Here is a 26,729-nt window from a genome sequence, read left to right on the forward strand (position 1 = left end):
CGATTGGAAACGGTCGGGGGTTTTTCTTTTGGCGGCGAACAAGGTATAAGTAGGAGCGCAATATTGCGGGTTTTACCCGTCATATTTCTGGCTGCAGATGCGTTGGCTGCGTTCATTCACCCCAGTCACTTACTGGAGTAAGCTCTTGGGGATTCATGCCCTTGCCGCCTTTCTGCACCTGGAACTATTTAGGGTAGGTGGCAATGAATGTTCAGAAAAAATGTGCGTTTTTCTGCTACGCTGCCGCCCGACACTGATGATAATAAATGGGGATTACAATGCGGATTAACCTCTTGCTCGGACTGGCGGTAGGGACTTTACTGCTGGCGGGCTGCAGCAGCTCCAATCAACTGAGTTCAGGCGGCGAACGTGTGACCTTCGTCGACCAACAGCCTGGCAGCCAATGTCAGCTTCTGGGTAACGTCACCGGCTCACAGAGCAACTGGTTGAGCGGTTCAGGCGGTGAAGGCAGTTCTCTGCGTGGCGCAGCCAATGACCTGCGTAACCGTGCGGCAGAAATGGGCGGCAACGTGATTTACGGTGCAACCAGCCCAACGCAGAACCTGCTGTCTGCTTTTGCACCGCTTGACAGCAAAATGTCTGGTCAGGTGTATAAGTGCCCTTAATGGCACGGAATGAATATGAAAAAAGCCGCTGATGCGGCTTTTTTTATTCCTGACGGAGCTGTAAATCCAGCGGCGTTTTGCTGGGTTCACCACCAATCTCACGCGCCAGCTTCGGCACCATGTAGCCTGACACCATCGTCAACAATTGACGCACAAGCGCACGGGCTTCATCGTCGGAAACAAAGAAATGGGCGGCACCCTGCACTTTATCCAGCACGTGCAGGTAGTAAGGCAGAATGCCCGCATCAAATAACGCATTACTCAGGTTGGCCAGTGCTTGCGCATCATCGTTGATGCCACGTAGCAGCACACTCTGATTGAGCAACGTCACACCCGCACGCTTCAACATCTGCATGCCATAGCGCAGCTCGTCATCAATCTCCTGCGCGTGGTTGATATGACTGACCATTAACACTTGCAGGCGCGTCTCAGCCAGAATCTGACACAATCCTTCAGTGATGCGAGCAGGGATCACCACCGGCAAGCGGCTGTGGATACGCAAACGTTTCAGATGCGGAATTTTTTCCAGCGCGCCAACCAGCCACGCCAGCTCATGATCTTTCGCCATCAGCGGATCGCCACCGGAGAAGATGATCTCATCCAGTTCTGGATGTTCCGCAATGTAATCAATCGCAGCCTGCCAGTTGCGTTTATTGCCCTGGTTATCCTGATAGGGGAAATGGCGGCGGAAACAGTAGCGGCAGTTGACGGCACAACCGCCTTTCACCAGCAGCAGCGCACGGTTTCTATACTTATGCAGTAAACCCGGCACCACGCTGCTCTGTTCGTCGAGCGGGTCGGTGCTGTAACCTGGCGCATCATTAAATTCCTGACGGCTGGTCAAAACTTGCAGCAACAGAGGGTCTTGTGGATCACCGATCGCCATACGCTGAATGAAGGCGCGAGGCACGCGCAGGGCAAAAAGCTTGCGCGCATCGTGGCCTGCGGCCAAATCTGCATGATGATCGAGAGCTAAAAGTTGCAGTAATTCAGCAGGATCGGTGACAACATCAGCAAGTTGCTGCAACCAATCTTCTCTGATGGGGGGATTTAGGGTTACAATGTGTGCCATTTTTTTGGCTATTACCAGTTCAATATTTACAGAGGGCCTTTATGGCGACTTATCTTAGCAACGATTTCCGTCCCGGTCTTAAAATCATGTTCGAAGGCGAGCCATATGCCATCGAAGCCAGTGAGTTCGTCAAGCCGGGTAAAGGCCAGGCATTTGCACGCGTGAAAATGCGTCGTCTGCTGACCGGTTCTCGCGTTGAGAAGACCTTCAAATCTACTGACTCTGCCGAAGGCGCAGACGTTCGTGATATGACGCTGCAGTACTCTTACAATGACGGCGACTTCTACTACTTCATGCACCCAGAGTCTTTCGAGCAGTATCAGATCGAAGCTAAAGTGCTGGATGACGTGACCAAATGGTTGCAGGACAACGCTGATTGTATCGTTACCCTGTGGAACGATAAAGCGATCGCGGTTCAGCCACCGAACTTCATCGAAGCTGAAGTGACTGAAACTGACCCTGGCCTGAAAGGTGACACCGCAGGTACCGGCGGCAAACCCGCTACTCTGTCGACTGGCGCAGTGATCAAAGTTCCACTGTTCGTGCAGATTGGCGAAGTCGTTAAAGTGGATACCCGCTCTGGCGAATACGTTTCCCGCGTAAAATAATCGTCAAATCAGGCGCATCATCGATGCGCCTTTTTTCATTCTATGAGTTCAGAAAAATGAAAAAGATAGCGAAGTTGGCTGTTTTTGCGTTGCTGCTCTCCTCCGCTTTGAGTGCCTGCAACACTTTCCACGGCTTTGGTGAAGATGTCTCCCATTTGGGTGGCGCGATCTCACACGCAGCTGACAAATAAATTGCGACGACATCACCTTTTCTCCGTGGCTTAGCCGCCGAAGTGTCTTATCAGGTCTATGCTTGAAGGGCTGTACTTTCTACTGCAACCAACAAGGATATGGCTATGTTAAAGAAAAGTATTGTCGCGATTTTCTCAGTCTTGGTGCTTTCAACTCTGCTTTCTGCCTGCAACACCACCCGTGGTGTAGGGGAAGATGTCGAAGCAGGTGGCAAAGCCATTCAACGCAGCACGCAGTGATGAAGACCGGTGCGAAACCTGATTTCGTACCGGCTTTTTCTCTTACGCTTCCTTATCTGAAAAAGCACTGTTAACGCCTGTCACCCCGTTACGCCGTTGTTTGCCTTAATCAATACGGGTAGACTTCTCCCCCTTATCTGTATACGGAGTCACCAACATGAGCGAAACGGCAAGCTGGCAGCCGAGCGCACCCATTGCCAATTTGTTGAAACGCGCCGCCATTTTGGCGGAGATTCGTCGTTTCTTTGCCGATCGCGGCGTGCTGGAGGTTGATACCCCGGCGATGAGCCAGGCGACCATTACCGATATCCATCTGGTACCCTTCCAGACGCGTTTTGTTGGGCCTGGCGCAGCAGAAGGGCGCGATCTCTGGCTGATGACCAGTCCGGAATATCACATGAAGCGTCTGCTGGCGGCGGGCAGTGGCCCGATCTACCAGATGGGACGTTGCTTCCGTAATGAGGAGGCAGGACGTCATCACAATCCAGAATTCACCATGCTGGAGTGGTATCGCCCACACTACGACATGTATCGTCTGATGAACGAAGTGGACGATTTAATGCAGCAAGTGCTGGAGTGCGATAGCGCCGAGTCACTGTCATATCAGCAAGCGTTTATTCGTCACCTGGAGCTCGACCCGTTATCGGCAGATAAAGCGCAACTGCGTGAAGCGGCAACCAAACTGGGCGAAGGTGAACTGGCGAACCGCGAAGATGACCGCGATACGCTGCTGCAGCTGCTGTTTATGCTGGGGGTTGAACCGAAGATTGGCAATGACAAGCCATGCTTCGTGTATCACTTCCCGGCAAGCCAGGCGGCGCTGGCTGAAATCAGCACCGAAGATCATCGCGTCGCAGAGCGCTTCGAGGTCTATTACAAAGGTGTGGAGTTGGCAAACGGATTCCGTGAGTTAACCGATAGCCGTGAACAGCGTCAGCGTTTTGAGCAAGATAACCGCCGCCGTGCCGCGCGGGGTTTGCCGCAGCATCCGATTGATACTTACCTACTGGATGCGCTGTCGCACGGCATGCCTGCGTGCTCAGGCGTGGCGCTGGGTGTCGATCGTTTGATTATGCTGGCGTTGAAAGCGAATGCGCTGAGCGACGTGATCGCTTTCCCGGTCGATCGCAGTTAAATCAGAAGGGCGCATCAGCGCCCTTATTGCTGTGGCGTGGTGGTTGCCGGTGCTTCCGGGAACTCCTGAATGGTCACGGGCAACATCATCTTCTGTTCGTTGCGTAACACCTGCACCTGAATCACCGACCCGGGGCGAATCTCCGCCACCTGGTCCATGGTTTCCTGCGCCGACAACGCCGGTTTGCCGTTTACCTGCAACAGCACATCATTAGCCTGAATGCCCGCACGATCGGCTGGCCCTCCCGGTGTCACTTCACTGACGATAATGCCTTGCGCGCGATCGAGGCTGCTGCCCTGGCCGTGCAGCGGGGGAAGTTCACGTCCGGTTATCCCGATATAGCCGCGAATCACGCGACCGTCGCGAATCAGCTTGTCCATAATTTTGGTCGCCAACGCGGTAGGAATGGCAAAACCAATGCCCTCCGGCGTTTCACCGTCATTACTTTTATCAAAGGTGAGCGTGTTGATGCCCATTAACTCACCCAACGAGTTGATCAGCGCACCGCCGGAATTCCCCTGATTGATGGACGCATCGGTCTGCAGGAAGTTTTGACGGCCAGAAGAACTCAAACCTACGCGCCCGGTGGCGCTGATGATGCCTTGGGTGACCGTCTGACCGAGGTTGTAAGGGTTACCGATGGCCATCACGACATCACCAATGTGAGCGATACGCTTGGCATTGATGGGAATGGTCGGCAGATTTGTGGCGCTGATTTTTAGCACGGCAAGATCGGTCATGGCATCTGAGCCGACCAAAGTGGCTTCAAAGAAACGGCCATCCTGCAGCGCGACGATAATCTGATCGGCGTTATTAATCACATGCTTATTGGTCAGGATGTAGCCTTTCACGTTCATGATCACGCCGGAACCCAGCGTGGTAATGCCACGATTGTTGTTGCCGTGAGCACTGCGGTTATACACATTGACCACCGCAGGCACAGCACGACGCACCCCTTGATTGAAGCTCACGGGGGATTCATCATCGCTGTTATCATGATCAAAGGTGACGTTGCTGCCCATACGCAGCGCAGGAATCGCAACAAGCAGTAAGCCCGCTACGATCAGGCCCATCACCACAGAACGCAAAAGTTTAAGAATCATGGTGTTATTTCAGGAAAGGTTTGATCGCAGGGCAGAATAGCATGAGAAAGGCGGACAAACACCTGCTTGTCCGCCGTTTGCGAGGTTTAACGCATAAGTAGGTAAATGCTCTCGTCACCGCGCACCACATTCAGTGCCAGCACCGGCGGTTTACCTTCCAGCGCTTTGCGCATTTCAGCCAGCGACGTCACGCGATCGCGGTTCACTCCGACAATCACATCGTCTTTCTGCAGGCCAGCCTGCTCAGCCGGAGTGCCTTTTTCGATGGCATCGACTTTCACGCCTTTATCGCCGCTTTTTGCCGTTCCATCACTCAAGGTGGCACCTTGTAATGCTGGCGACATGAGCTGGGCGCTGGCGGTGGTTTGCGCGCTCTGCTCCAGCGTCACGGTCACTGTAACCGGTTTGCCCTGGCGTAATAGACCAATCTTCACCTGCTGGCCTGGCGGTGTGGTACCCACTTTGACACGCAGTTCGGCAAAGCTGGTGATGGCTTTGTCGTTAATCGAGGTGATGATATCACCCGCCTTGATACCGGCTTTTTGCGCGGCAGAGTTTGGCAGCACTTCGGAAACAAAGGCACCACGCTGTGCATCGACATTAAAGGCTTTGGCGATATCCGCCGTCATTTCCGTGCCTTTGATACCGAGTTGCCCGCGTTTCACTTCACCTGACTGAATCAACTGCTGTGCAAGATTCATTGCCATATTGCTCGGGATGGCGAAGCCGATACCAATGTTGCCGCCGCTGGAGGCCAGGATGGCGGTGTTGATGCCAATCAGCTCACCATTCAGGTTCACCAGCGCACCACCGGAGTTACCGCGGTTGATCGCCGCATCGGTCTGGATGAAGTTTTCCAGCCCTTCGAGGTTCAAACCACTGCGGCCCAGCGCGGAAATAATGCCGGACGTGGCTGTCTGCCCCAGGCCAAACGGGTTACCAATCGCCACGGCAAAATCACCGACTTTCAGGGAATCGGAATCGGCGATTTTTACCTGTGTCAGATTCTTAGCCCCTTCAATCTGGATCAGGGCGATATCGGTCTGCTCATCGTGACCAATCAGCTTGGCGTCATACTCGTTGCCATCGCTCAGTTGCACACTGATTTTATCCGCACCGTTAACCACGTGATTGTTGGTGAGGACATAACCTTTAGCGGCATCAATGATCACGCCTGAACCTAATCCTTCAAACGGCTGCGGTTGGGATTGTCCCGGCGCCTGACCAAAGAAGCGTTTCAGAGGTTCAGGAATATCCTGTGCTTGCTGGCCGCTGTCGGTGCCTTCTACATGCACACTGACCACCGCCGGCAGAACTTTTTCCAGCATCGGAGCCAGACTCGGCAGTGCTTGTCCCTGAACCTGTGCGGGCAGCGTGGCCATTGCGCCGGGCGTTGCGGCCAGACTCATACCAATGCTCAAGGCTAATGCGCTTAACAGTCGTGCTTGTTTTTTCATTGCAAACGCTCTCACTGCGAAAAGAGGATAAAAAGTGTGACCGTAGTTTGGGGCAAGTGTTCGGAAACAAAAAGGGCACAGCTAAGCTGTGCCCCAAAAGGATTATTTGCGTGGAGTGCGATCGCTACCGCGCAGCAGACCGGATGCGCCGTCTGAATAATCACGCGGGATTTGCACCGGTGCCTGATCGTTATCCGCTTCGGCTTCCGTCAGTTGGTAAGCAAACGGATTCTTTTCGCCCGGCAGGTTTGGCAGCAGGTCGTTAGAGCCTTTTGCCATATGCTGGTACAGCTGGCGATAATCATGTGCCATGTTGTCCAGCAGCTCTGCGCTGCGAGCAAAGTGGTTGGTGAGCTCTTCGCGATAATCTGCCAGCTCCGCCTTCGATTTTTCCAGTTCATACTGCATGCTACGCTGCTCACGCAGCTTTTTGTTGCCAAAACGCATGACTACCGCGCCGACAATAATGCCAATCACTAAACCAATCAGCCCATATTCCCAGGTCATAATGACTCCCGTGTAATTTCCGTTGCTTCGTAGGGCATTGCTTCTGTTTCAACTTCATTAGCAGCCACTATACCCAATAATCTATTGGAAGTGGAACTCTCGGGCTGCATCGCTTAGTGTAGTGCGGCCTAATTTTCGCCAACCGACCCGTGAATCGGACTTTTTCAGGGATTCTGAGAGAACCATGCAAACCTTATCTCCGCTTGCCCGTTATGAGCAGGCGCTGTCACAGGGCGAGTTTCGCCCGGACGACGTACAACGCGAAGCGATAACCCGCTTAGATGCTATTCAGCAAGGATTGATAGCGCGTAAACCCGCGCCAGAGCCGGCAGCGAAAGGGCTGTTTGGCCGTTTATCTAAGCTGATGACCAAAGAGAAAAGCAGCAACGAAACGCCGGTGCGTGGTCTTTACATGTGGGGCGGCGTTGGGCGGGGTAAAACCTGGGTGATGGATTTATTTTTTCAGTCTATTCCTGGCGATCGCAAGATGCGTCTGCATTTTCACCGTTTTATGCTGCGCGTCCATGAAGAGTTAACGCAGCTGCAAGGGCACAGCGATCCGCTGTTGATTGTGGCTGACCGTTTTAAAGCTGAAACCGATATTCTCTGTTTCGACGAATTTTTTGTGTCCGACATTACCGATGCGATGTTATTGGGAACGCTGATGGAGGCGCTGTTTGCACGGGGTATCTCGCTGGTGGCTACCTCAAACATTCCACCGGATGACCTGTACCGCAATGGCTTGCAACGTCCTCGCTTCCTGCCCGCGATTGAGCAGATTAAGCGCCATTGTGACGTGATGAATGTCGATGCTGGCATCGATTATCGCCTGCGCACCCTGACCTCGGCACATCTGTGGAATTTCCCACTCAACGAGGCCACGCACGCAGAAATGGAGCGTATGTTCCGCGCGCTGTCAGGAAAAGCGCGTGAGGATGCGCTCGTTCTGGAGATTAACCACCGCCAGATGCCGACGCTGGGCGTCAATGAAGGCGTGCTGGCGATTGATTTCCTCGCATTATGCGGAGAAGGGCGCAGTCAGCATGACTATATTGAGCTATCGCGCCGCTTCCACAGCGTATTGCTGTATGATGTGCCGGTGATGATTTACAAGACGGAAGATCAGGCTCGGCGCTTCCTGGCGCTGGTCGATGAATTCTATGAACGCCACGTCAAATTGGTTGTGGCAGCGGAAACGTCACTGTTCGAAATTTATCAGGGCACACGCTTAAAGTTTGAGTATCAACGCTGCTTATCGCGTTTGCAGGAGATGCAGAGCGAAGAGTATTTGCGTCTGCCGCATCTGCCTTGATAGCGGGGCAGAAATCGCAGGATTTAGATGCAAAAAGGTTCGATCTTTGAGTTCGACTTCTCTATAATCTTGCGACCCCACGTTACAGCATCGATTTTCTTTCCCAGAATCCGATGTGATCCGGTAACTCACTTGAAGGGGTGGCTTGCTGGGCAAAATGGTCGTGTGAGCCTCATTCGTTTACTTAGCGTTTGGGATTTCACCAACGTGTAACTTTTTATTTGGGTAAGCTTTTCAATGAAAACTTTTACAGCTAAACCAGAAACCGTACAGCGTGACTGGTATGTTGTTGACGCAACGGGCAAAACCTTGGGTCGCCTGGCGACTGAACTGGCGCGCCGTCTGCGTGGTAAGCATAAAGCGGAATACACTCCGCACGTTGATACCGGTGATTACATCATCGTTCTGAACGCTGACAAAGTTGCTGTAACCGGCAACAAGCGTACTGACAAGATTTACTATCACCACACTGGCCACATCGGTGGTATCAAGCAAGCGACCTTTGCAGAGATGATCGAGCGCCGTCCTGAGCGTGTGATTGAAATCGCGGTTAAAGGCATGCTGCCGAAAGGCCCACTGGGTCGTGCTATGTACCGTAAACTGAAAGTTTACGCAGGTAACGAGCACAACCACGCGGCGCAGCAACCGCAAGTTCTTGACATTTAATCGGGATTATAGGCAATGGCTGAAACTCAAAACTACGGCACTGGTCGCCGCAAAAGCTCTGCTGCTCGCGTATTCATCAAGCCGGGTAGCGGTAACATCGTCATTAACCAGCGCTCACTGGAGCAATACTTCGGTCGTGAGACTGCACGCATGGTCGTGCGTCAGCCGCTGGAGCTGGTTGATATGGTTGGTAAATTTGACCTGTACATCACTGTTAAAGGTGGTGGTATTTCTGGTCAGGCTGGTGCGATCCGTCACGGTATCACACGCGCTCTGATGGAATACGACGAGTCTCTGCGTCCTGAACTGCGTAAAGCGGGCTTCGTTACCCGTGACGCACGTGAAGTTGAACGTAAGAAAGTCGGCCTGCGTAAAGCACGTCGTCGTCCGCAGTTCTCTAAGCGTTAATTGTTGCTGCTTCGGCAGACACGATTTGCTCAAAAAACCCGCTTCGGCGGGTTTTTTATTGCCTTCATTTATGCTTTCTCACGCTAAAAACGCGAGCTTTACCCGCATTTTGCCCGCAAATGATTATCCCTGCCCCACAAGCTGCTTAAAATCTGGTAAACTCACTGACACTTTGCGCCCGCAAGCTGGAGCGTTGTGCGCGTTATTCCTGTCGGGATGGCAGAATAATGTGATGCACGCTGGCTGTGTGCGATCTGATGAATCGGTGAGTCGCCGTGTGGTTGGCTATTCGCAGTAACTTTTTGTGAACAAACTTGGAGGTTTTCATGGCTGTCGCTGCCAACAAACGTTCGGTAATGACGCTGTTTTCGGGTCCGACTGACATTTTTAGCCATCAAGTACGTATCGTACTGGCCGAAAAGGGCGTCAGCGTGGAGATCGAGCAGGTTGAAACGGATAACCTGCCACAGGATCTGATTGACCTCAACCCGTATCGCACCGTACCTACGCTGGTCGACCGTGAACTGACGCTGTATGAATCACGCATCATCATGGAATACCTTGATGAGCGTTTCCCGCATCCACCGCTGATGCCGGTCTATCCGGTTGCACGTGGCGAAAGCCGTCTGATGATGCATCGCATTGAGCAGGACTGGTATACCCTGATGCGTACCATCGAAACCGGTAACAATGCAGAAGCAGACGCTGCACGTAAGCAACTGCGTGAAGAGTTACTGGCGATTGCACCGCTGTTCTCACGTACGCCATTCTTCATGAGCGAAGAGTTCAGCCTGGTGGATTGCTACCTGGCACCGCTGCTGTGGCGTTTGCCGCAGATGGGCGTAGATCTGCTTGGCGCGGGTTCTAAGGAGCTGAAAGGCTACATGACGCGCGTATTTGAACGTGACTCATTCCTCGCTTCATTAACGGAAGCGGAACGTGAAATGCGCCTGCAAGCCCGGGGCTAATGTATGGAAATGTCGCAACTAACGGCTCGTCGTCCCTATCTGCTGCGCGCGTTTTATGACTGGTTGCTCGACAACCAGCTGACGCCGCATCTGGTGGTCGACATCAATCTGCCTGGTGTGCAGGTGCCGCTGGAGTATGCGCGGGATGGTCAGATCGTTCTGAACATCGCGCCACGCGCGGTGGGTAATCTGGACCTCGCTAATGATGAAGTGCGTTTCAATGCGCGCTTCGGCGGCGTTCCACGCCAGGTTTCTGTCCCGATGGCAGCCGTTCTCGCCATATATGCGCGAGAGAATGGTGCAGGTACCATGTTCGAACCTGAACCGGCTTACGAGCTGGCAACGGACGAGCAAGAGGGCGGCCAGGAAGAGACGATGATGTCTGTGATTGATGGCGATCGTCCAGACGATGCGGCTGATGATGATCACTCGCCGGATGATGAGCCGCCACCGCGTGGTGGACGTCCTTCATTACGCGTGGTGAAGTAAATCGCATGCATTAAAAAACGGGCCGTTTGGCCCGTTTTTTTATATCTGCACATTTGTGTGGGCGCGTTCTGGCGCAACCGTTGCTCACATCGGGCGGCCTGAAGGCCGCACCCTACAAATCGCTACGGCGGGTCTTAGTAGACGTCGCGCAGATAACGCTTATCTTTCTTCAACTGGTCGATGTAAGCCGCAGCACGTTCACTGGAGAGGCCACCAAACTGGCGTACCACTTCATACAGCGCAGCGTCGACATCTTTCGCCATGCGTGAGGCATCGCCACACACATAGAAGTAAGCCCCTTCTTGCAGCCAGGCATACAGCTCGGCGCCTTTTTCCAACATACGGTTCTGCACGTAAATCTTCTCTTCCTGATCGCGTGAGAACGCCAGGTCGAGGTGCGTCAACAGGCCACTCTGCTGCCAGCCACTCAATTCATCTTCGTAGATGTAATCGTGTTCCTGATGCTGGTCGCCAAAGAACAACCAGTTTTTACCGTCTGCACCAGTTGACTGACGCTCTTGCAGGAAGGCGCGGAACGGAGCGATACCGGTACCTGGGCCAACCATGATCAGTGGCGCATTGCCATTCGCTGGGACGCGGAACGCTTTGTTCGGCGAAATGAAGATCGCTGGCTTCTCGCCACGACGCACACGCTCAGCCAGGTAAGTGGAGCACACACCCTTACGCTCACGGCCGCCGCTGTGATAGCGCACAGAAGCAATGGTCAGATGCACCTGATTTGGATGAGTCTTCGAGCTGGAAGAGATGGAGTACGCGCGGTGTTGCAGCGGACGCAGCATCGCAACCAACTCCGGCACGGACAGATTACGCTTCAGCTCCAGCTGCAGCAGGTCCAGGGTGTCTTTGCCCCACAGCCAGTTCGCCAGGGTGTCTTTATCATCGTGCTGCAACACGTGCAGTAGTTCCTGGTTCGCGGTGTGCTGTCCAACCCACTCGATCAGCTTGCGTGACGGCTCAGATATCTCGAACTGATAAGTCAGCAGATCGCCGAGGTTGCGGTCAAAGCCCGGTACCGGCGTTTCGTAATCGGCTTTCAGCTCACTCAGCAGCAGAGTCACCAGCTCAGCGTCGTTGACGGGGATCACGCCCAGCGCATCACCGGCTTCGTACTTCAGGCCACTGTCGGTCAGGTCGAATTCGAAGTGACGAATATCTTTCGCTGAAGACTCGCCAGACAGACGCTTATTGGTCGCCAGTGCGGCGGCATAAGGGTTCTGTTTGTTGCTACCTGGGATCACAGGGGCTTCAGGCGCGCTTTCTAACACCGTGCCGCTGCTGCCTGCACTGGCCGCAAACTGTGGCATCGCATCGCCAATCCATGCACTGGATGGCTCTTCGTAGTCGATATCGCAATCGATGCGGTCAAAGACGCGTTTCGCGCCCAACTGTTCCAGACGCATGTCGAAGAACTTACCTGCCTGGCAGAAGCCGTCGTAGCCGGTATCGCCAATTGCCAGGATGGCAAAGTGCATCTGCTCCAGACGGGGCGCGGTGCTGGCAGAAAGCGCCTGCCAGAACAGCTGTGCATTGTCCGGCATTTCGCCTTCGCCGTAGGTTGAGGTCACGATCAGCACATGGCGCATGGTCGCAAACACATCCAAATCGACTTCGCCCAAGGCCTGAACCACAGGAACCAAACCTTTGGCACGCGCGGCTTTGGCAGCGGTCTGTGCCAGCGCTTCTGCGTTGCCGGTTTGCGAACCGAACAGAATGTGCAACTGCGTATTGGTGGCGCCACCGGCCGCAGGGGCAGTCTGCTTATCTTCTAATACCAACAGGCGCGAGTGGAGGCCGGCGAGAAAACCCGCCAGCCAATATTTCTGTTCGCCGTTAAAGGGCGCATCTTCAGGAATGTAAGGAATCTTCATGGATATCTGTACTCAAACCCGTCTCGTGATGTTCAGTCAATATACACACATTCATTGGTGCTGCTATCAGGAAAGTTTCCCGACGGCAGCGGCGATTTCTGGCAGTGCAGCACGCGCAAACAGCTCTTCGAAATCAGGCAGATGGCCAAGCACCTCGCGGTTACGGGCATCCTGATAAATGATCCAGCCATAGGTTGCCAGGCTGTCCATCGAGCGAATGTTACGTTGCGTCAGTGCCGCTTTATAATCCGACATACGTTTTGCCGCGATCAGGCTAGCCAGTTCATCATCGCTGTAGCTCTCAATCGCTGAACGCGCATGGCGTTGCAGCTTACTGATCAGGGCAAAGTCTTCGGTCATCAGCAGATTACGCACGGCTTTTTCCACCGCAGGATCTTCCACTGAAGTGCCTTTCGGCAGCTTGCCCAGCGCCAGTTGCTGCGCGAAGCTCAGCACGGTGTAGTTGTTCAGCAGGACAAACATCTCCAGCGTATCTGTGGCACCGTAAGCCGGTACTGCACCATCAGCGATGGTTTTGCCGGTACGCCAGGCCGCTTTGAATTTCGCAACCTGATGCGCAGCCAGTGACGTTGACAGCTCTTCGAGCAGATCCTTACGTGACTTCGCCTTCAGGATCTCGCCACCGTCTTGATACAGCAGCAGCGAACGTGGCATCACGTAGACAAAGTGATGGCACTCGGTTTCCCAGTTATCCAACAGCCAGGCTGCACGAGGAGACTGAGTGGCTTCCAGATGCCAGTTCAGCATGGTCAGCACCGCTTGCTTGTGCACCTGCGCCATTTCATCTTCGTCGGCGATAGAACCGAACAGCACGGAATCTCCCGCTGCGTGGCCTGCCAGTGCACCATACGGGTCATACTGGTAAGCGAAACCGCCGCTCATGCCGTTACCGAAACCTTTACCGAAGGTGCCCAGGTTCAGAATCGCGCCATTGGTCATGTATTCGCAGCAGAAGTCACCCACGCCTTCAACAACCGCCGTTGCGCCAGAGTTACGCACGGCGAAACGGTCGCCCGCCTGGCCTTGTACGTATAGACGACCACCGGTTGCGCCGAACAGCGCGAAGTTACCGATCAGCACGTTGCCATCGCTGTCTTGTGCGCCGCCGCCTGGTGACATCACCACCAACTCGCCACCACACTGGCCTTTGCCTACGCCATCGTTACAGGTGCCGTAATGCTTCATCTGCATACCATCGTTGCAGAAGGCACCGAATGACTGGCCCGCAGAGCCACTGGTGTGGATGTTCACGGTGCGCGGTGCCAGATAATGGCGGCCACGATCGTCTTTGAACACCGCTGGCAGAGCAGCACGTTGTTCAGCTGATAATTCGTGGTTGAGCATACGCTCGATGTCGATGGCCAGCTGGCCGCCCACGCTCTTATTACGGTTGTTCAGGGTGATGCCGGCACCGAGCGAGATATCGCGGCTCGCCTGGCCGATAAGCTGCGTTTTCAGCTCTTCGACCCAGCCGTTGTCCAGTTCAAAATCTTTTTCCAGATAAACCGGCTTAGCGATTTTCTGCTCTGGCACCACGGTCAACATGGCACGCAGGTCCAGTTTGCCCACTTCCAGCGGGTGATCCATCAGGTGCAGCAGATCAGAACGTCCACGCGCTTCACGCAGTGAACGCAAGCCGAGGCGTGCCAGGAACTCACGGACTTCTTGTGCGACGTTGACGAAGTACTGCGCCAGCTGACGCGGATCACCATCAAAAGCTTCGGCGTTGGTGGTCAAACCGGCCGGGCATTTAACGTTACAGTTTTTCGCCATCACGCATTTCAGCATCATCAGCGCGGTGGTACCAAACTCGAAGCTGTCGCCGCCGAGCAGGGCGGATTTGATCACATCGCTACCGGTTTGTTGTGCACCGGAGCAGCGCAGCTGCACTTTGTCACGCAGGCCGTTAGCACACAGCGCCTGGTGCACTTCAGCGATACCGATTTCGGCAACGCGTCCGGTGTACTTCAGGCTGGTGACCGAAGCCGCACCGGTACCGCCGGTGTTACCTGCCACGTTAATCACGTCAGCGCCGGCTTTGGCCACGCCGACAGCGATGGTGCCGATGCCCTCAGAAGACACCAGTTTGACGATAACGCGCACACGTGCCGCTTTACAGTCGTGGATCAGCTGAGCCAAATCTTCGATCGAGTAGGTGTCGTGATGCGGTGGCGGTGAAACCAGCTCAACACCCGGCGTACCGCCACGTGCTGCAGCGATTTCTACCGTCACTTTCGGTGCCGGCAACTGACCGCCTTCACCCGGTTTCGCACCCTGACCAATTTTGATCTCCAGCTCTTCCAGCATCGGATCGGCCAGATAGGCAGCCCAGACGCCAAAACGACCTGAAGCCAGCTGTTTAATACGTGAGGCGCGGATGGTGCCGTGACGTGAATAGTGCTCGCCACCTTCACCACAGTTACTCATACCGCCCACCATGTTGGTGCCGTGTGCTACGGCTTCATGCGCAGGGGCGACCAGCGCACCGTGGCTCATCGCGCCAGAGGCGAAAGTGCGGGTAATTTCGTGTGCCGGCTGAATCTCATCCAGCGGCAGCGAAGGCAGAGCGGTAAAGATCAGGGACAGATACTCTGCCGCTTTACCGTAAGCGGTAATTGTCAGTACACCGTTTGCCACGTTGCTGCTTTCGATATCGTCGCTGAAACGGGTTTTCAGCGCGCGCGACAGTGCTTCCAGACGCTCGTTTTCTGGCTTCAGGCCAGCGATAGAATCAATCAAACGCAGTTCGAACTGGTTCAGGCTGCCGCTGACGGCTTCGCACTTCAGCCCGCGGGTCGCAAAACCGTTGTTGACCAGCGAGTAGCGCCCCAGCTTGCGACCAAATTCGGCTTCACTGTCAACGTGAGTCAAATCACATGGCAGCGCGAGAATGTCACGCAGGGCCGCAGGACGACGCTTACGTTCTGCGTGCATCAGGCTGGAGAACTGACGGTAATCCGGCGTGATCGCCAGTGAATCAATCACCTCGTTCGGGATGCGTTCGAAGCTGCTGTCTTTAAAGGCGTCCGCTTTGATGTTGAAGGCGTTGTCCAGCTTGGCCAGCGTCATCAGACGGATAAAGTTGTCTTCCTCGCGCGCTTTGTCCGCGAAGCGAATCGGCTGCTCAGTCATATCGATAAAGGTACGCACGGCAATGGTGCCGTAGGAGTGACCCGCACCCTCTGCGCGCTCTTTAAACAGACCCAGCAACGGCACTTCTGCCTCGCCCTGAATTTTCAGCGCGCTTTGATGCCAGTCAACCGCCATCTGGGCGATAGCCGGGAAGCCCGCGCCACCCACCGGCGTTTTGATATTCGGGAAGTACTTCTTCAGTACCGGATCTTCGGTATCGAGGAAGTTTGGCTCAAAGAACTCACCACAGCTATAGCTCTCCACGGTACAGAGACCCACTTTACCCATGGTTTTCATCAAGGCTTTTTCAGCCGCTTTGGCATAGCGCTTAAAGGCTTTATTGCCTTCTTCGCCCTCACCAAACTTCTCTTCTGCACGCATCTGCACGCCCAGCGGATAGACCGCTGACGCACCGAAGCCCAGGGTGGCAGCAATATGGTGTGAAGAGATGCTCTGGCCACTCTCGACCACCAGAGAAACGTCCAGGCGCAAACCTTCCTGCACCAGGCGCTGGTTGATGGCAGAAACCATCAGCAGCATCGGAATCGCCGCATGAGTCGAAGAGATATGGCGGTCAGTGATGACCGCGATGCCGCCTTGCTGGCGTGCGAAATCCACTACCTGCTGTGCCAGGTTATCAATAGCGTTTTCCAGCGCTTTGGCGTTGGCTGCACGGCTAACGATATCTTTGCCGATCACCGGCTCGTAGAGCATCTCAAAGCGCGCGTAAGGCGCGACGTCTTGCTCACGCAGGCGCAGCATGTCGAGGTGAGTCAGGATCGGCGTCGGCACGATAACCTGCTGGCCTTTGCTGCGGCCCAGATGCGGTTTTGCGCCCAGCGCGACGCGCAGCGTCATGCCGTCCGCTTCACGGATGGAATCCAGTGGCGGGTTGGTGACCTGAGCAAAACGTTGCGAGAAGTAGTGCGCCATGCCGCCTTCATGGTCGGACAGGCCATTGATGGCGTTGCCGTAACCCATTGCTGAGATCTTCTCAGCGCCGGTTTGCAGCATCGGGTCCATCATGAATTTGAAGCTTTCCTGGTTGTAGTAGTAGGCCACAAAACGCTGATAGGTTTTGAGGTCACCACGATAACGCAGCGGCGAACCGAGCTTCTCCGCCTGAATTTCTGGCAGGTCGTGCAGGTCAACACGCGCGGCGCTCAGCAGTGAAAGGTAATCTTTCTCTGCTGCCAGTTTTTCCAGCGCTTCCACGGTGGTGTAAGAGCGTTTTTCTTTGTGATCGTAATAGAGCATGCCGCCCGCTTCGATACGGCCACGACGCAGGACGCTTTCCGGTGGGAAGGCAATCTGGCCTGCTTCGGACATCGCACCGATATATTCTGCCGTTTCTACCGAACGCAGCGGACGCAGACCCAGGCGGTCAAGACGCGCACCGATCACTTCACCGTTGCCGAAGATCAGGGCTGCCGGACCATCGTTCTTCTCTTCATAAAGAGAGAAGTATTCAAGCATGGCGCGTACTTCATTTGACAGTGAGGTGTCGTTTTCCCACGCAGGCGGCATCATGGAGACCACGGCGTTGATCAGGTCGAGGTTATCTTCCATCAAACGGCTGTGGATGCTCTGATCGAGGCGTGAGCTGTCAGACTGGCCTTTCGGACGCACGATTTTTTTGCCGCGCGCTAACATCAGCGCCGCTTCTGCGATGCGGTTTTTACGGTCGGTGTTCAGCTCACCGTTGTGCGCCATCAAACGGAATGGCTGAGCCATAGTGGTGTGCGGATCGGTGTTGGTTGAGAAGCGGGTATGGAAGAACAGCCCGCGCACCTGGTGATCCGCATCGGTCAAATCTTTGAAGTAAGGAATCACTTCGTTGGAGTTCAGGCGTGCTTTAAACACCTGGGTGCGCGAAGAGAGCGACAGCGGATAGAGTCCGCCGAATTCGCTTTCCGTAAAGGCACGCGCTTCAATATCCAGCAGCGCGCGATAGATATGGCGCTCAAATTCAATCTGTTCAGTCACTTCTTGTGGCGCGGCGAAGACCCACTGCACAATCGGTAACTGGAATTGCAGCGCAGCAGGGCGCGTCACGCTGCCGTCCAGCGGCATATCGCGTTTCACCAGCACGGCAAAGTTATGTGCGGCCAGAGTTTCTTCAACCAGACGCTCGGCGTTTGCACGCAGTTCGGCATCTTTAGGGACGAAGAAGTTACCCACACCAAAGCGACCGGCTTCCAGCGGCTGGCCCGTCACTTTACGGAAGAAATTCAGAGAAAGATCGACGTTGACACCCGCGCCATCGCCCACGCCTTCAGCAGACATACCGCCACGGTGTGGCACCGTGCACAGTGCGCTATGCGCCATCTGCAGGATCTCATGGGTCTGCTCGCCGTCCTTACGGGTAATAAACCCGACACCACAGCTATCACTGCCTGCTGAGGGATCATACAAACCATATGGATGAGGTTTTTGAGTGGACATTGAGGGTCTCCTTAAACTGCTTTTGACATTACCTGCATTATTTCGAGCACAGAGCACCGCTGCGTGCTGTATCAATTCGTTTTCGCCGCGCTTAAACGCGGACGTCGCAATACTGAGCAAAGGCTCTCAAGAGAAGAGTTTCACGTCCTTGATGAGCTGCTCTTACTTCCGGTCTCTTACAGGAGATAACTTGCATCCAGAGGGAGTTTCTTGCTGCATAGATATGCCGAGACACAGTCCCGACTGGAAAGCATCCAGCGGAATTCCAACTTATCGGGAAAGCGAACTCAGGTCAAATAGCCAGCTTTATTGCGGTTAATTGGCTTTTTTGTGATTTAACTTAATGATTATGAAGGATTTATTACGTAAATATATGTCAATCTGAGGATTCTGATTCCCCTATGAAGTGTGAGCCGTCTCACTGTGATGAACGCCTCAGATATCCAAACAATGCTGAATAACCCGCACCTGTCAGCATAAAATTCTGTTGGTGCGGTTTCGGACACTTCATGTATCTGTTTTTCTTATGGCGTCATATTTGAATCAAAATCGGGCTGCCATTAGTAAAATTAATCATGCGTGACGTGATTAAAACAGCACTTAAGTTGAATGGATATGCAATAAAGAAACGCAACCACCAGGCGCAATGGCTGCTGACATGCTGAATAGCACGGGATGTAATGAAAGGGCCGCAAAAGTGCGGCCCTCCAGATTATTCAGTTGGCAGAATTAGTCAAGCGATTTGCGCATAAAGAGCCGAACGTCGGCGAAATGGCATTGCGATGCACCAGAATGGGGCGAAGTCTGTGTCGTCAGGTAAGGGGAAGCGGCGCAGTGCGGCGATAATTACGCTATTATGGGCCAGATTTCGTTCAGGGAGTTCGACATGAAACAGATTCGTCTTTTAGCGCAGTACTACGTTGATTTGATGGTCAAGCTGGGGCTAGTGCGCTTCTCACTGCTGCTGGCTTCGGCGCTGGTGGTGCTGGCCATGGTGGTGCAGATGGCGGTCACCATGGTGCTGCGTGGCCATGTAGAAAGCATTGACGTGGTACGTTCGATATTCTTCGGTCTGTTAATTACCCCCTGGGCGGTTTATTTCCTGTCGGTGGTGGTCGATCAACTGGAAGAGTCACGCCAGCGGCTCACCAGGCTGGTGGACAAGCTGGAGGAGATGCGCACGCGCGACCTCGAACTCAATCAGCAGATGAAAGAAACCATTGCTCAGCTTAATCAGGAAATTAATGACCGTATCAAAGCTGAGCAAGCGCGCGAACAGGTGATGGATAAGTTGCGCGAAGAGATGGCACGTCGCGAACAGGCGCAGATTGAGCTGGAGCAGCAATCTTCCTTCTTACGCTCTTTCCTCGATGCCTCACCGGATTTGGTGTTCTATCGCAACATCGACAAACAGTTCTCTGGCTGTAACCGCGCGATGGAGCTGCTGACGGGGATGAGCGAGAAACAGTTAATTGGGCTGACACCGCGCGATATCTACGACGAAGATGCCGCCTCCAAGGTACTGGAAACTGATGAGAAAGTGTTCCGTCATAATGTCTCTCTGACTTACGAACAGTGGCTGCAATATCCTGACGGGCGCAAGGCCTGCTTTGAAATTCGTAAAGTGCCCTACTATGACCGCGTGGGGAAACGCAGTGGCTTGATGGGCTTCGGACGCGATATTACTGAGCGCAAGCGCTATCAGGACGCGCTGGAGAACGCCAGCCGTGAGAAAACCACCTTTATATCCACCATCAGCCACGAGCTGCGTACGCCGTTGAATGGCATTGTGGGGCTGAGCCGCATTCTGTTGGATACCGATCTCAATCAGGAACAGCTTAAGTACCTGAAAACCATCCATGTCTCCGCCATCACCCTCGGCAACATCTTCAATGATGTGATTGAAGTGGACAAAATTGAGCGCCGCAAAGTGCAACTGGATAATCAGCCGCTCGATTTCACTGGCTTCCTGGCGGATCTTGAAAACCTCTCTGGCTTGCTGGCGCAGCCGAAAGGGCTGAAGTTTGTCATGGCCCCGGAACTCCCGCTGCCGCATAAAATTTCGGCGGATGGGACGCGCCTGCGTCAGATTTTGTGGAACCTGATTGGCAATGCGGTGAAATTCACCCAGCAGGGTGAAATCGTGGTGCGTGTGGCTTATCACCCGGACGAAACGCTGCACTTCGAAGTACAGGATTCCGGCATGGGGATTCCGCAGGACGAGCAGGATAAAATCTTCGCCATGTATTACCAGGTGAAAGATCAGCAGGGCGGTAAGCCCGCAACGGGAACCGGGATTGGCCTGGCCGTTTCACGCCGCCTGGCACAGGCCATGGGCGGCGATATCAGCGTCCGCAGCGCGCCGGGTCAGGGTTCATGCTTCAGGGTCGATATCAAAGCACCGCGCGTGGCGGATGAAGTAGAAGATGAGAACGTAGACGACAGCATGCCGTTGCCGGCGCTGCACGTGCTGCTGGTGGAAGATATCGAATTGAACGTGATTGTCGCCCGTTCGGTATTGGAAAAACTGGGATGCAGCGTGGAAGTGGCGATGACCGGCAGTGACGCGCTGGCGATGTTCGATCCGCAGGAGTTTGATCTGGTGTTGCTCGATATCCAGCTGCCCGATATGACCGGGCTGGATGTCTCGCGTGCCATACATCAGCAGCACGCCGGCATCTCGTTACCGCCGTTAGTGGCGCTCACTGCCAATGTCCTCAAAGATAAAAAAGAGTACCTCGATGCGGGTATGGATGATGTGTTGAGTAAGCCGCTGGCCGTGCCAGCTCTGACCGCGATAATCAAAAAGTTCTGGGATTACCAGGGAGACGCGTCAGAGGCTGTTATGAGCTCATCAGACGAGCATTCCCGCACGCTACTCGATGTCGAGATGCTGGAGCAATACATTGAACTGGTCGGCCCGGGTTTGATTAAGCAAAGCCTGACGATGTTTGAGCAAATGATGCCGGGTTATCTTGAAGTGCTGGATTCCAACATGATGGCGCGTGACCAGAAAGGGATTGCGGAAGAGGGGCATAAGATCAAAGGTGCGGCAGGTTCGGTGGGTCTGTTGCACTTGCAAAAGCTCGCGAAGCAGATTCAGTCCCCGGAATTGCCAGCTTGGTGGGATAACGTGCAGGAGTGGATCGACGAATTAAAACATGAGTGGCAACATGAAGTTAACGTGTTACGCGAATGGGTAGCAGAGCGGGAAAAATCGTAGTACGCCAGAAAAAAATGACCCCAGTCGAAACTGGGGTGCGCGAATACTGCGCCAACACCAGGGAAATGGGTACTGCTGCTATCGTTAGTGGTCGATTGAATCAGCAACAGTTTGGTATTGGATGACGCTTCAAAATCACCTTAACAAATTCGCCAACGCTTGTGACAAGATTCATTAAATTGTGTGATGTTGAGCAGCGTTTAAATACAGAAAACATTAATTTGCTGACACAGTCAAGTAAGGAATTAATTTCTTTGCCGTATTGCACTATTTTTGACCAAATGTTCTGCTTTTTGCCTGGATTTCCTTCAGCCAGAAGCAGGAAAAGCCTGTCGGCAGCGTTGAAAATCTTATTCCGCTAAAAAATCGCAGTTAAATAAGCTTAACATACTGATATTAGACAAGAAATATGAGGTTTTTGGCGGGTTATCCAAAACGTTTTGGAAACCCTCTTTAGAAAGTTCCAGTTTAGGGTTTAACGCCGTAATGTAAACCAAAATGAGGGGGAGGTGCTTTACCTCAAAACAGGGAGTTGGCTGAGTCGGCGATGCTATTTTCGCCACGTTTTTCAGAATGGTCTCGCTTATCAATGAACATATTCAAATGCTTTGAAAGTTTAATGTTAAGTATTGTGAAAGTTTAATTGTGATCTTAATCACATCGGTTTAAGTGTTTGACGGTAAAGATTCTGATGGTTTTTTCACCATGGAACCGATTCCTTGTTGGCGGAAGTGCTTGATGTAATTGGCTCTAATAGAGGAACGATGGTTGCGCAGGTAATAACTTTCCTTCTAAGTGACTGGCAATGAGGGATAAAGGTTAGGCTTGAATCGCAGATATATGAAATCGTGACTTGAGTGATTGATTAACTCAGGGAACAGGTAAGAGAAAATTGCATGAGTAAGAGTAAAGGGAAACTGGGACAACGCATTAAAGTGCTGGTAGTAAAAGTGCTACTGGCTTGGCTTGGGGTTTGGCTCGCAGGAATTGTGATCTTTGCCTTCCTGCCTGTACCGTTTTCAGCGGTGATGGTAGAGCGTCAGCTTGGGGCCTGGATGAGTGGCCGCTTTGATTATGTCGCCCATTCCGATTGGGTGGGGATGGATGATATTTCCCCGTGGATGGCACTGGCGGTGATTGCCTCTGAAGATCAGAAATTTCCGGAACACTGGGGATTTGATGTCGACGCGATTCAACAAGTATTGGATAACGAAGGTGGCGAGCGGATGCGCGGTGCCTCAACCTTGTCTCAGCAGACGGCTAAAAACCTGTTTTTATGGGATGGTCGCAGTTGGGTGCGTAAAGGCCTGGAAGCCGGGCTGACGGTGGGCATTGAAACCGTCTGGACTAAACGCCGAATTTTGACGGTGTACCTGAATATCGCAGAGTTTGGCAACGGTGTGTTTGGTGTGGAAGAAGCTTCGCAGCGCTACTTTCATAAACCCGCCAGTCGCCTGACGATCTCTGAAGCCGCGCTGCTGGCGGCGGTGTTACCTAATCCTATTCGCTTCCGCGCGGATGCGCCTTCAGGGTATGTCCGTATGCGTCAGCAGTGGATCATGCGACAGATGCGACAGCTTGGGGGCGAAGGCTTCCTTGAACGCTACAAGCTGCATTAATCGCTTCTAGTCCTCGTCAAAGCCCGCTTCAAACAGCTCAATGACGGCTGCCAGCGCCTGGACTTCCTCCGGGCCGCTGGCCTCAATCTCAATATGGCCGCCTTTTGCCGAGTCCAGCATCAGCAATGCAATCACACTGCTGGCCTCGGCTTCCGTTCCCGCCTCGTTACGCAGCAGCACCTCAGCATCAAAACTCTGTACCAACTCGAACAGCTTCATGGCCGGACGAGCGTGCATACCCAGCTTATTTCGAATCTCAACGGTTTGCTTCACGGTCATGATTTGCGTTTTTCCAGAGTGCGATGACGAGACTGCACATTTTTACCGCGTGAACGGAAGTAATCCGCCAGCTGCTCAGCGATATACACTGAACGGTGTTTACCACCCGTACAGCCAATGGCTACGGTCAGGTAGCTGCGGTTGTTGGTTTCCAGCATCGGCAGCCACAGTTCCAGATAGCTGCGCGTTTGGTAGATGAAGTTGTGCACTTCGGTATGACGATCCAGGAAGGCGGCGACCGGGCGATCAAGACCCGTCATCGGACGCAGTTTAGGATCCCAGTGCGGGTTCGGTAAGAAACGCACATCGAACACGTAATCTGCATCAATCGGAATGCCGTGTTTAAATCCAAAGGATTCAAACACCATGGTCAATTCACGCTCGCGCTTGCCCAGCAGGCGTGTTCGCAGCATCTCTGCCAGCTCGTGTACCGACATCTCGGAAGTGTCGATGATCAAATCAGCACGCGATCGCAATGGCTCCAGCAGATCGCTCTCTTCATCGATGGCACTTTCCAGCGACAGATTTTTGCTGGAGAGGGGATGCAGGCGGCGCGTATCGCTGTAACGGCGGATTAAGGTATTGCGATCGGCATCCAGGAACAGCAGCTGCGGAGAGAACGACTCAGGCAGATTGTTGAGAGCCGTTTCGAATACTTCGGGTGATTCAGGCATGTTGCGCACATCAATGCTGACTGCAGCCGAAATGTTGCGCTCCGTTAAGGTGTTCGCCAGCTCCGGCAGCAATACCACCGGCAGGTTATCAACACAGTAGAACCCCATGTCCTCAAGGGCGCGTAGTGCAACCGACTTTCCTGAGCCTGACCGACCGCTAACGATCATCAGCACCATCACAATTCTCCCGTTTTAAACCGGCGATAACGCCGGTAAAAGTGTCTGTCGCTTAAGAGTGTTCTTCCTGAGCTTCTGTGATAATCGCATAGAGCTCTTCATCACTCTGTGCGGCGCGTAAACGGCGGCAGACGGTTTTGTCCGCCAGGCGTTTCGCGACCAGCGACAGCGTATGCAGATGGGTTTTACACTGGTCTGCAGGCACCAGCAGGGCAAACAGCAGGTCAACCGGCTGGTTATCGACGGCATCGAAGGCAATCGGCTGATCGAGGCTGATAAACACGCCAACAGCACGCAGCGTATCCTCCTCCAGCTTGCCATGTGGAATAGCGATGCCGTTACCAATGCCGGTACTGCCCATGCGCTCACGGGTCAAAATGGCTTCAAAAAGCGTCTGGTGCGGCAGATTGAGCTGCTTTGCTGCCAACTCGCTGATAATTTCCAGCGCGCGTTTTTTACTCTGGCAGTGTACGCCGCTTCGGGTACAGTCCAGTGTGAGGACCGAGCTCAATTCCAGTGTCAGATCGTTGTTCATCATCGTTTCACTTGCGAGTTCACATAGCCATAAGGGTAACGCCATTCATACCGCAATGGCGAGTTCCCCGTTGGCGCTTGCGCAGATGACAAAACGGGGCGGTCATCCCGCCCCATTTGTGCTCTGAGTGCCAAACCGATCGGCACTCTGCAAGCATGAAGGTTAGTGTTTTTTCAGTTTGTCTTTATGTTTGGTCAGCTGACGGGAAAGCTTATCGATTAACCCGTCGATGGCCGCGTACATGTCTTCCGCTTCCGCTGTGGCGTGCAGCTCCCCGCCGTTGACGTGCAGTGTTGCATCCGCAATCTGCGTCACCTTCTCCACTTTCAGAACAATATAAACCTGATTGATACGATCAAAGTAGTGTTCTAGTTTGGCAAATTTGCTGTTTACAAATTCACGCAGTGGCTCGGTTATCTCAACATTCAGTCCGGTTAGGTTTAGCTGCATAGGTCTTCCTTCCTCATTCGGTCAAACCAGCTGTTTACGCTGGTTTGATGGCGGTATAGACAAAGACTCGCGATATTTAGCAACCGTACGTCGCGCCACCATGATGCCCTGATCGGATAACATGGAGGTGAGTTTGCTGTCGCTCAAGGGTTTTGCGGGATTTTCCGCGGCAATCAATTTTTTCACCAGCGCACGAATCGCCGTGGAGGAGGCTTCGCCACCGCCCTCGGTGTTGACGTGGCTGGAGAAAAAATATTTCAGTTCGAAAATGCCACGCGGGCTATGTAAGTACTTTTGCGTGGTCACGCGAGAAATCGTGGATTCATGCATATCGACGGCCTGTGCGATATCCGCCAACACCATCGGGCGCATGTACTCTTCACCCTGTTCAAAGAACGCCTGCTGTTGCTCAACGATACAGCGAGTGACTTTGAGCAAGGTATCGTTGCGGCTCTCGAGGCTTTTAATCAGCCACTTGGCTTCTTGTAGATTACTGCGGATGAACTGGCTATCGCTGTCATTGCGCGTCGAACCGCCCATCGCGGCATAGTGCTGATTAATCTTCAGACGTGGCAGGCTGTCAGCGTTGAGATCTACCGTCCAGCGCGCACCGTTCTTGCGTACCAGAACGTCCGGGATGACGTATTCAGGTTCGCTGGTGTTCACTGACTGCCCGGGGCGTGGATCAAGTGACTGAATCAGCAACATCGCGTCTTTTAACACCTCTTCTTTCAGACGTGTGACGCGCATCAGGCTGCGGAAATCGTGGTTGGCCAGCAGATCAAGATGTTCACTGACGATCAGGCGCGCTTCGGCCAGCATCGGCGTGTCTGCAGCATACTGCGAGAGCTGCACCAGCAGGCAATCACGCAAGTCACGTGCGCCAACACCTACGGGATCGAAACGCTGGACGCGCTTGAGCACGGCTTCGACTTCTTCCAGCGTCAGCTCTTCATCGCCAATACTGTCGCAAATGTCCTGAACGCTGACTGTGAGGTAGCCGGTTTCGTCGATGGCATCAACAATCGAGGTGGCAATGGCGCGATCGGTATCGGTGAACGGCGTTAACTCCACTTGCCACATCAGGTAATCCTGCAGTGACTGGGTGGTTTCGCCCTGATAGACCGGCAACTCATCATCCTGATAATCCGTACCGGTACCAGAAGGCGTGCCTGCGGTGTAGATCTCATCCCAGGTGGCGTCGAGCGGAAGCTCTTCCGGCATCTCTTTCTGTTCGAGCGCTTCGCGTGTATCTAACGCATCACTTTCCTGATGTTCACGCGCATCGACTTCTTCATGCAGTTCAGTTTGCTCAAGCAGCGGATTGCTTTCCAGCGCCAGTTGCAGTTCCTGCTGGAGTTCAAGCGTCGAGAGTTGCAGCAGACGAATGGCCTGCTGCAACTGTGGGGTCATTGCCAGCTGTTGGCTGAACCTGAGTTGCAAACCTTGCTTCATAATCCGGCCAGAATTTCCTAAGCAAATGTCGGGTATTCCGACACCTTA

23 protein-coding genes are annotated in these 26,729 nt (G+C 53.6%); 12 read left to right on the forward strand and 11 right to left on the reverse strand.

The genetic code is table 11. The features are described 5' to 3' along the window. Window positions 1–278: 278 nt before the first annotated feature. Window positions 279–626, forward strand: a complete 348-nt coding sequence (locus ACPUC8_RS09170; protein WP_039327428.1) for a DUF4156 domain-containing protein — start codon at window positions 279–281, stop codon at window positions 624–626. A 43-nt stretch (window positions 627–669) separates the two neighbouring features. On the opposite strand, the gene epmB is transcribed toward ACPUC8_RS09170, so the two are convergent. Then, window positions 670–1,698, reverse strand: coding sequence for an EF-P beta-lysylation protein EpmB (gene epmB / locus ACPUC8_RS09175; protein WP_494926080.1), 1,029 nt, complete (start codon window positions 1,696–1,698; stop codon window positions 670–672). A 41-nt stretch (window positions 1,699–1,739) separates the two neighbouring features. Here epmB and efp point away from each other — a divergent pair, with 41 nt between their 5' ends. The 4 genes from efp (at window position 1,740) to epmA (ending at window position 3,872) form a co-directional block, all read left to right on the forward strand. Then, window positions 1,740–2,306, forward strand: a complete 567-nt coding sequence (gene efp / locus ACPUC8_RS09180) for an elongation factor P (protein ID WP_039327432.1) — start codon at window positions 1,740–1,742, stop codon at window positions 2,304–2,306. A gap of 56 nt (window positions 2,307–2,362) precedes the next feature. Further along, window positions 2,363–2,497, forward strand: coding sequence for an entericidin A/B family lipoprotein (locus ACPUC8_RS09185; RefSeq protein WP_494926081.1), 135 nt, complete (start codon window positions 2,363–2,365; stop codon window positions 2,495–2,497). Between the two features lie 105 nt (window positions 2,498–2,602). Continuing rightward, on the forward strand, window positions 2,603–2,737 hold the full coding sequence (locus ACPUC8_RS09190) for an entericidin A/B family lipoprotein (protein ID WP_058972404.1): 135 nt from the start codon (window positions 2,603–2,605) through the stop codon (window positions 2,735–2,737). Window positions 2,738–2,894: 157 nt separating this feature from the next. Then, entirely contained in the window at window positions 2,895–3,872 is a 978-nt protein-coding gene (epmA, locus tag ACPUC8_RS09195) for an elongation factor P--(R)-beta-lysine ligase (protein WP_283226842.1), read from the forward strand. A gap of 23 nt (window positions 3,873–3,895) precedes the next feature. Here epmA and degS read toward each other — a convergent pair whose 3' ends face one another. The 3 genes from degS to zapG all read right to left on the reverse strand — a co-directional run bounded on the left by degS (window position 3,896) and on the right by zapG (window position 6,939). Beyond that, complete coding sequence (gene degS, locus ACPUC8_RS09200; RefSeq protein ID WP_039327438.1) at window positions 3,896–4,975, reverse strand: outer membrane-stress sensor serine endopeptidase DegS; 1,080 nt, start codon at window positions 4,973–4,975, stop codon at window positions 3,896–3,898. A gap of 86 nt (window positions 4,976–5,061) precedes the next feature. Beyond that, complete coding sequence (gene degQ / locus ACPUC8_RS09205) at window positions 5,062–6,432, reverse strand: serine endoprotease DegQ (protein ID WP_039327440.1); 1,371 nt, start codon at window positions 6,430–6,432, stop codon at window positions 5,062–5,064. Between the two features lie 102 nt (window positions 6,433–6,534). Next, window positions 6,535–6,939, reverse strand: coding sequence for a Z-ring associated protein ZapG (gene zapG / locus ACPUC8_RS09210; RefSeq protein WP_039327442.1), 405 nt, complete (start codon window positions 6,937–6,939; stop codon window positions 6,535–6,537). Window positions 6,940–7,123: 184 nt separating this feature from the next. Here zapG and zapE point away from each other — a divergent pair, with 184 nt between their 5' ends. The 5 genes from zapE to sspB all read left to right on the forward strand — a co-directional run bounded on the left by zapE (window position 7,124) and on the right by sspB (window position 10,782). Beyond that, window positions 7,124–8,251: a cell division protein ZapE gene (zapE, locus tag ACPUC8_RS09215; RefSeq protein WP_039327444.1), complete on the forward strand. Its 1,128-nt coding sequence runs from the start codon at window positions 7,124–7,126 to the stop codon at window positions 8,249–8,251. Between the two features lie 237 nt (window positions 8,252–8,488). Next, window positions 8,489–8,917 (forward strand): 50S ribosomal protein L13, encoded by a 429-nt coding sequence (gene rplM, locus ACPUC8_RS09220; protein ID WP_039327446.1) that lies wholly within the window; start codon window positions 8,489–8,491, stop codon window positions 8,915–8,917. A gap of 15 nt (window positions 8,918–8,932) precedes the next feature. Then, on the forward strand, window positions 8,933–9,325 hold the full coding sequence (gene rpsI, locus ACPUC8_RS09225; RefSeq protein ID WP_034826648.1) for a 30S ribosomal protein S9: 393 nt from the start codon (window positions 8,933–8,935) through the stop codon (window positions 9,323–9,325). Between the two features lie 326 nt (window positions 9,326–9,651). Then, window positions 9,652–10,293 carry a stringent starvation protein SspA gene (sspA, locus tag ACPUC8_RS09230; protein ID WP_039327450.1) on the forward strand — a complete coding sequence of 214 codons (642 nt, stop codon included), beginning with the start codon at window positions 9,652–9,654 and terminating at the stop codon, window positions 10,291–10,293. Between the two features lie 3 nt (window positions 10,294–10,296). Continuing rightward, complete coding sequence (gene sspB, locus ACPUC8_RS09235; RefSeq protein ID WP_039327451.1) at window positions 10,297–10,782, forward strand: ClpXP protease specificity-enhancing factor; 486 nt, start codon at window positions 10,297–10,299, stop codon at window positions 10,780–10,782. Window positions 10,783–10,916: 134 nt separating this feature from the next. Here sspB and ACPUC8_RS09240 read toward each other — a convergent pair whose 3' ends face one another. Continuing rightward, on the reverse strand, window positions 10,917–12,671 hold the full coding sequence (locus tag ACPUC8_RS09240; protein ID WP_039327453.1) for a sulfite reductase subunit alpha: 1,755 nt from the start codon (window positions 12,669–12,671) through the stop codon (window positions 10,917–10,919). Between the two features lie 66 nt (window positions 12,672–12,737). Further along, window positions 12,738–18,269 (reverse strand): glutamate synthase-related protein, encoded by a 5,532-nt coding sequence (locus tag ACPUC8_RS09245; protein WP_039327455.1) that lies wholly within the window; start codon window positions 18,267–18,269, stop codon window positions 12,738–12,740. Between the two features lie 886 nt (window positions 18,270–19,155). Here ACPUC8_RS09245 and arcB point away from each other — a divergent pair. Together arcB and mtgA are read left to right on the forward strand one after the other, a co-directional pair. Then, window positions 19,156–21,492 carry an aerobic respiration two-component sensor histidine kinase ArcB gene (gene arcB / locus ACPUC8_RS09250; protein ID WP_494926082.1) on the forward strand — a complete coding sequence of 779 codons (2,337 nt, stop codon included), beginning with the start codon at window positions 19,156–19,158 and terminating at the stop codon, window positions 21,490–21,492. Window positions 21,493–22,388: 896 nt separating this feature from the next. Beyond that, complete coding sequence (gene mtgA / locus ACPUC8_RS09255) at window positions 22,389–23,111, forward strand: monofunctional biosynthetic peptidoglycan transglycosylase (protein ID WP_283226838.1); 723 nt, start codon at window positions 22,389–22,391, stop codon at window positions 23,109–23,111. A 6-nt stretch (window positions 23,112–23,117) separates the two neighbouring features. On the opposite strand, the gene npr is transcribed toward mtgA, so the two are convergent. The 5 genes from npr to rpoN all read right to left on the reverse strand — a co-directional run bounded on the left by npr (window position 23,118) and on the right by rpoN (window position 26,681). Next, window positions 23,118–23,390 carry a PTS phosphocarrier protein NPr gene (gene npr / locus ACPUC8_RS09260; RefSeq protein WP_039327462.1) on the reverse strand — a complete coding sequence of 91 codons (273 nt, stop codon included), beginning with the start codon at window positions 23,388–23,390 and terminating at the stop codon, window positions 23,118–23,120. Next, the gene (gene rapZ, locus ACPUC8_RS09265; protein WP_039327464.1) at window positions 23,387–24,241 is read right to left on the reverse strand and encodes an RNase adapter RapZ; all 855 of its coding nucleotides are present in this window, start codon (window positions 24,239–24,241) and stop codon (window positions 23,387–23,389) included. Before rapZ ends, npr begins: the two co-directional genes overlap by 4 nt. A 52-nt stretch (window positions 24,242–24,293) precedes the next feature. Further along, a complete protein-coding gene (ptsN, locus tag ACPUC8_RS09270; RefSeq protein WP_197063293.1) occupies window positions 24,294–24,776 on the reverse strand; it encodes a PTS IIA-like nitrogen regulatory protein PtsN in 483 nt (160 codons plus the stop codon). A gap of 162 nt (window positions 24,777–24,938) precedes the next feature. Continuing rightward, window positions 24,939–25,226 carry a ribosome hibernation promoting factor gene (gene hpf / locus ACPUC8_RS09275; RefSeq protein WP_039327466.1) on the reverse strand — a complete coding sequence of 96 codons (288 nt, stop codon included), beginning with the start codon at window positions 25,224–25,226 and terminating at the stop codon, window positions 24,939–24,941. 21 nt (window positions 25,227–25,247) lie between these two features. After that, window positions 25,248–26,681, reverse strand: a complete 1,434-nt coding sequence (gene rpoN / locus ACPUC8_RS09280) for an RNA polymerase factor sigma-54 (protein ID WP_039327468.1) — start codon at window positions 26,679–26,681, stop codon at window positions 25,248–25,250. Window positions 26,682–26,729: the final 48 nt, after the last annotated feature.

The sequence above is a fragment of the Pantoea sp. CFCC18177 genome, from assembly GCF_059412425.1.

What these genes read in the sequence shown, in the direction of transcription:
- arcB (WP_494926082.1), top strand. Translation starts at nt 19,156, where the DNA reads ATGAAACAGATTCGTCTTTTAGCGCAGTACTACGTTGATTTGATGGTC.
- degS (WP_039327438.1), bottom strand. Translation starts at nt 4,975, where the DNA reads ATGATTCTTAAACTTTTGCGTTCTGTGGTGATGGGCCTGATCGTAGCG.
- ACPUC8_RS09185 (WP_494926081.1), top strand. Translation starts at nt 2,363, where the DNA reads ATGAAAAAGATAGCGAAGTTGGCTGTTTTTGCGTTGCTGCTCTCCTCC.
- ACPUC8_RS09245 (WP_039327455.1), bottom strand. Translation starts at nt 18,269, where the DNA reads ATGTCCACTCAAAAACCTCATCCATATGGTTTGTATGATCCCTCAGCA.
- ACPUC8_RS09190 (WP_058972404.1), top strand. Translation starts at nt 2,603, where the DNA reads ATGTTAAAGAAAAGTATTGTCGCGATTTTCTCAGTCTTGGTGCTTTCA.
- sspB (WP_039327451.1), top strand. Translation starts at nt 10,297, where the DNA reads ATGGAAATGTCGCAACTAACGGCTCGTCGTCCCTATCTGCTGCGCGCG.
- epmA (WP_283226842.1), top strand. Translation starts at nt 2,895, where the DNA reads ATGAGCGAAACGGCAAGCTGGCAGCCGAGCGCACCCATTGCCAATTTG.
- rapZ (WP_039327464.1), bottom strand. Translation starts at nt 24,241, where the DNA reads ATGGTGCTGATGATCGTTAGCGGTCGGTCAGGCTCAGGAAAGTCGGTT.
- npr (WP_039327462.1), bottom strand. Translation starts at nt 23,390, where the DNA reads ATGACCGTGAAGCAAACCGTTGAGATTCGAAATAAGCTGGGTATGCAC.
- zapE (WP_039327444.1), top strand. Translation starts at nt 7,124, where the DNA reads ATGCAAACCTTATCTCCGCTTGCCCGTTATGAGCAGGCGCTGTCACAG.
- rplM (WP_039327446.1), top strand. Translation starts at nt 8,489, where the DNA reads ATGAAAACTTTTACAGCTAAACCAGAAACCGTACAGCGTGACTGGTAT.
- mtgA (WP_283226838.1), top strand. Translation starts at nt 22,389, where the DNA reads ATGAGTAAGAGTAAAGGGAAACTGGGACAACGCATTAAAGTGCTGGTA.
- rpsI (WP_034826648.1), top strand. Translation starts at nt 8,933, where the DNA reads ATGGCTGAAACTCAAAACTACGGCACTGGTCGCCGCAAAAGCTCTGCT.
- ACPUC8_RS09240 (WP_039327453.1), bottom strand. Translation starts at nt 12,671, where the DNA reads ATGAAGATTCCTTACATTCCTGAAGATGCGCCCTTTAACGGCGAACAG.
- epmB (WP_494926080.1), bottom strand. Translation starts at nt 1,698, where the DNA reads ATGGCACACATTGTAACCCTAAATCCCCCCATCAGAGAAGATTGGTTG.
- ACPUC8_RS09170 (WP_039327428.1), top strand. Translation starts at nt 279, where the DNA reads ATGCGGATTAACCTCTTGCTCGGACTGGCGGTAGGGACTTTACTGCTG.
- zapG (WP_039327442.1), bottom strand. Translation starts at nt 6,939, where the DNA reads ATGACCTGGGAATATGGGCTGATTGGTTTAGTGATTGGCATTATTGTC.
- degQ (WP_039327440.1), bottom strand. Translation starts at nt 6,432, where the DNA reads ATGAAAAAACAAGCACGACTGTTAAGCGCATTAGCCTTGAGCATTGGT.
- hpf (WP_039327466.1), bottom strand. Translation starts at nt 25,226, where the DNA reads ATGCAGCTAAACCTAACCGGACTGAATGTTGAGATAACCGAGCCACTG.
- sspA (WP_039327450.1), top strand. Translation starts at nt 9,652, where the DNA reads ATGGCTGTCGCTGCCAACAAACGTTCGGTAATGACGCTGTTTTCGGGT.
- efp (WP_039327432.1), top strand. Translation starts at nt 1,740, where the DNA reads ATGGCGACTTATCTTAGCAACGATTTCCGTCCCGGTCTTAAAATCATG.
- ptsN (WP_197063293.1), bottom strand. Translation starts at nt 24,776, where the DNA reads ATGAACAACGATCTGACACTGGAATTGAGCTCGGTCCTCACACTGGAC.
- rpoN (WP_039327468.1), bottom strand. Translation starts at nt 26,681, where the DNA reads ATGAAGCAAGGTTTGCAACTCAGGTTCAGCCAACAGCTGGCAATGACC.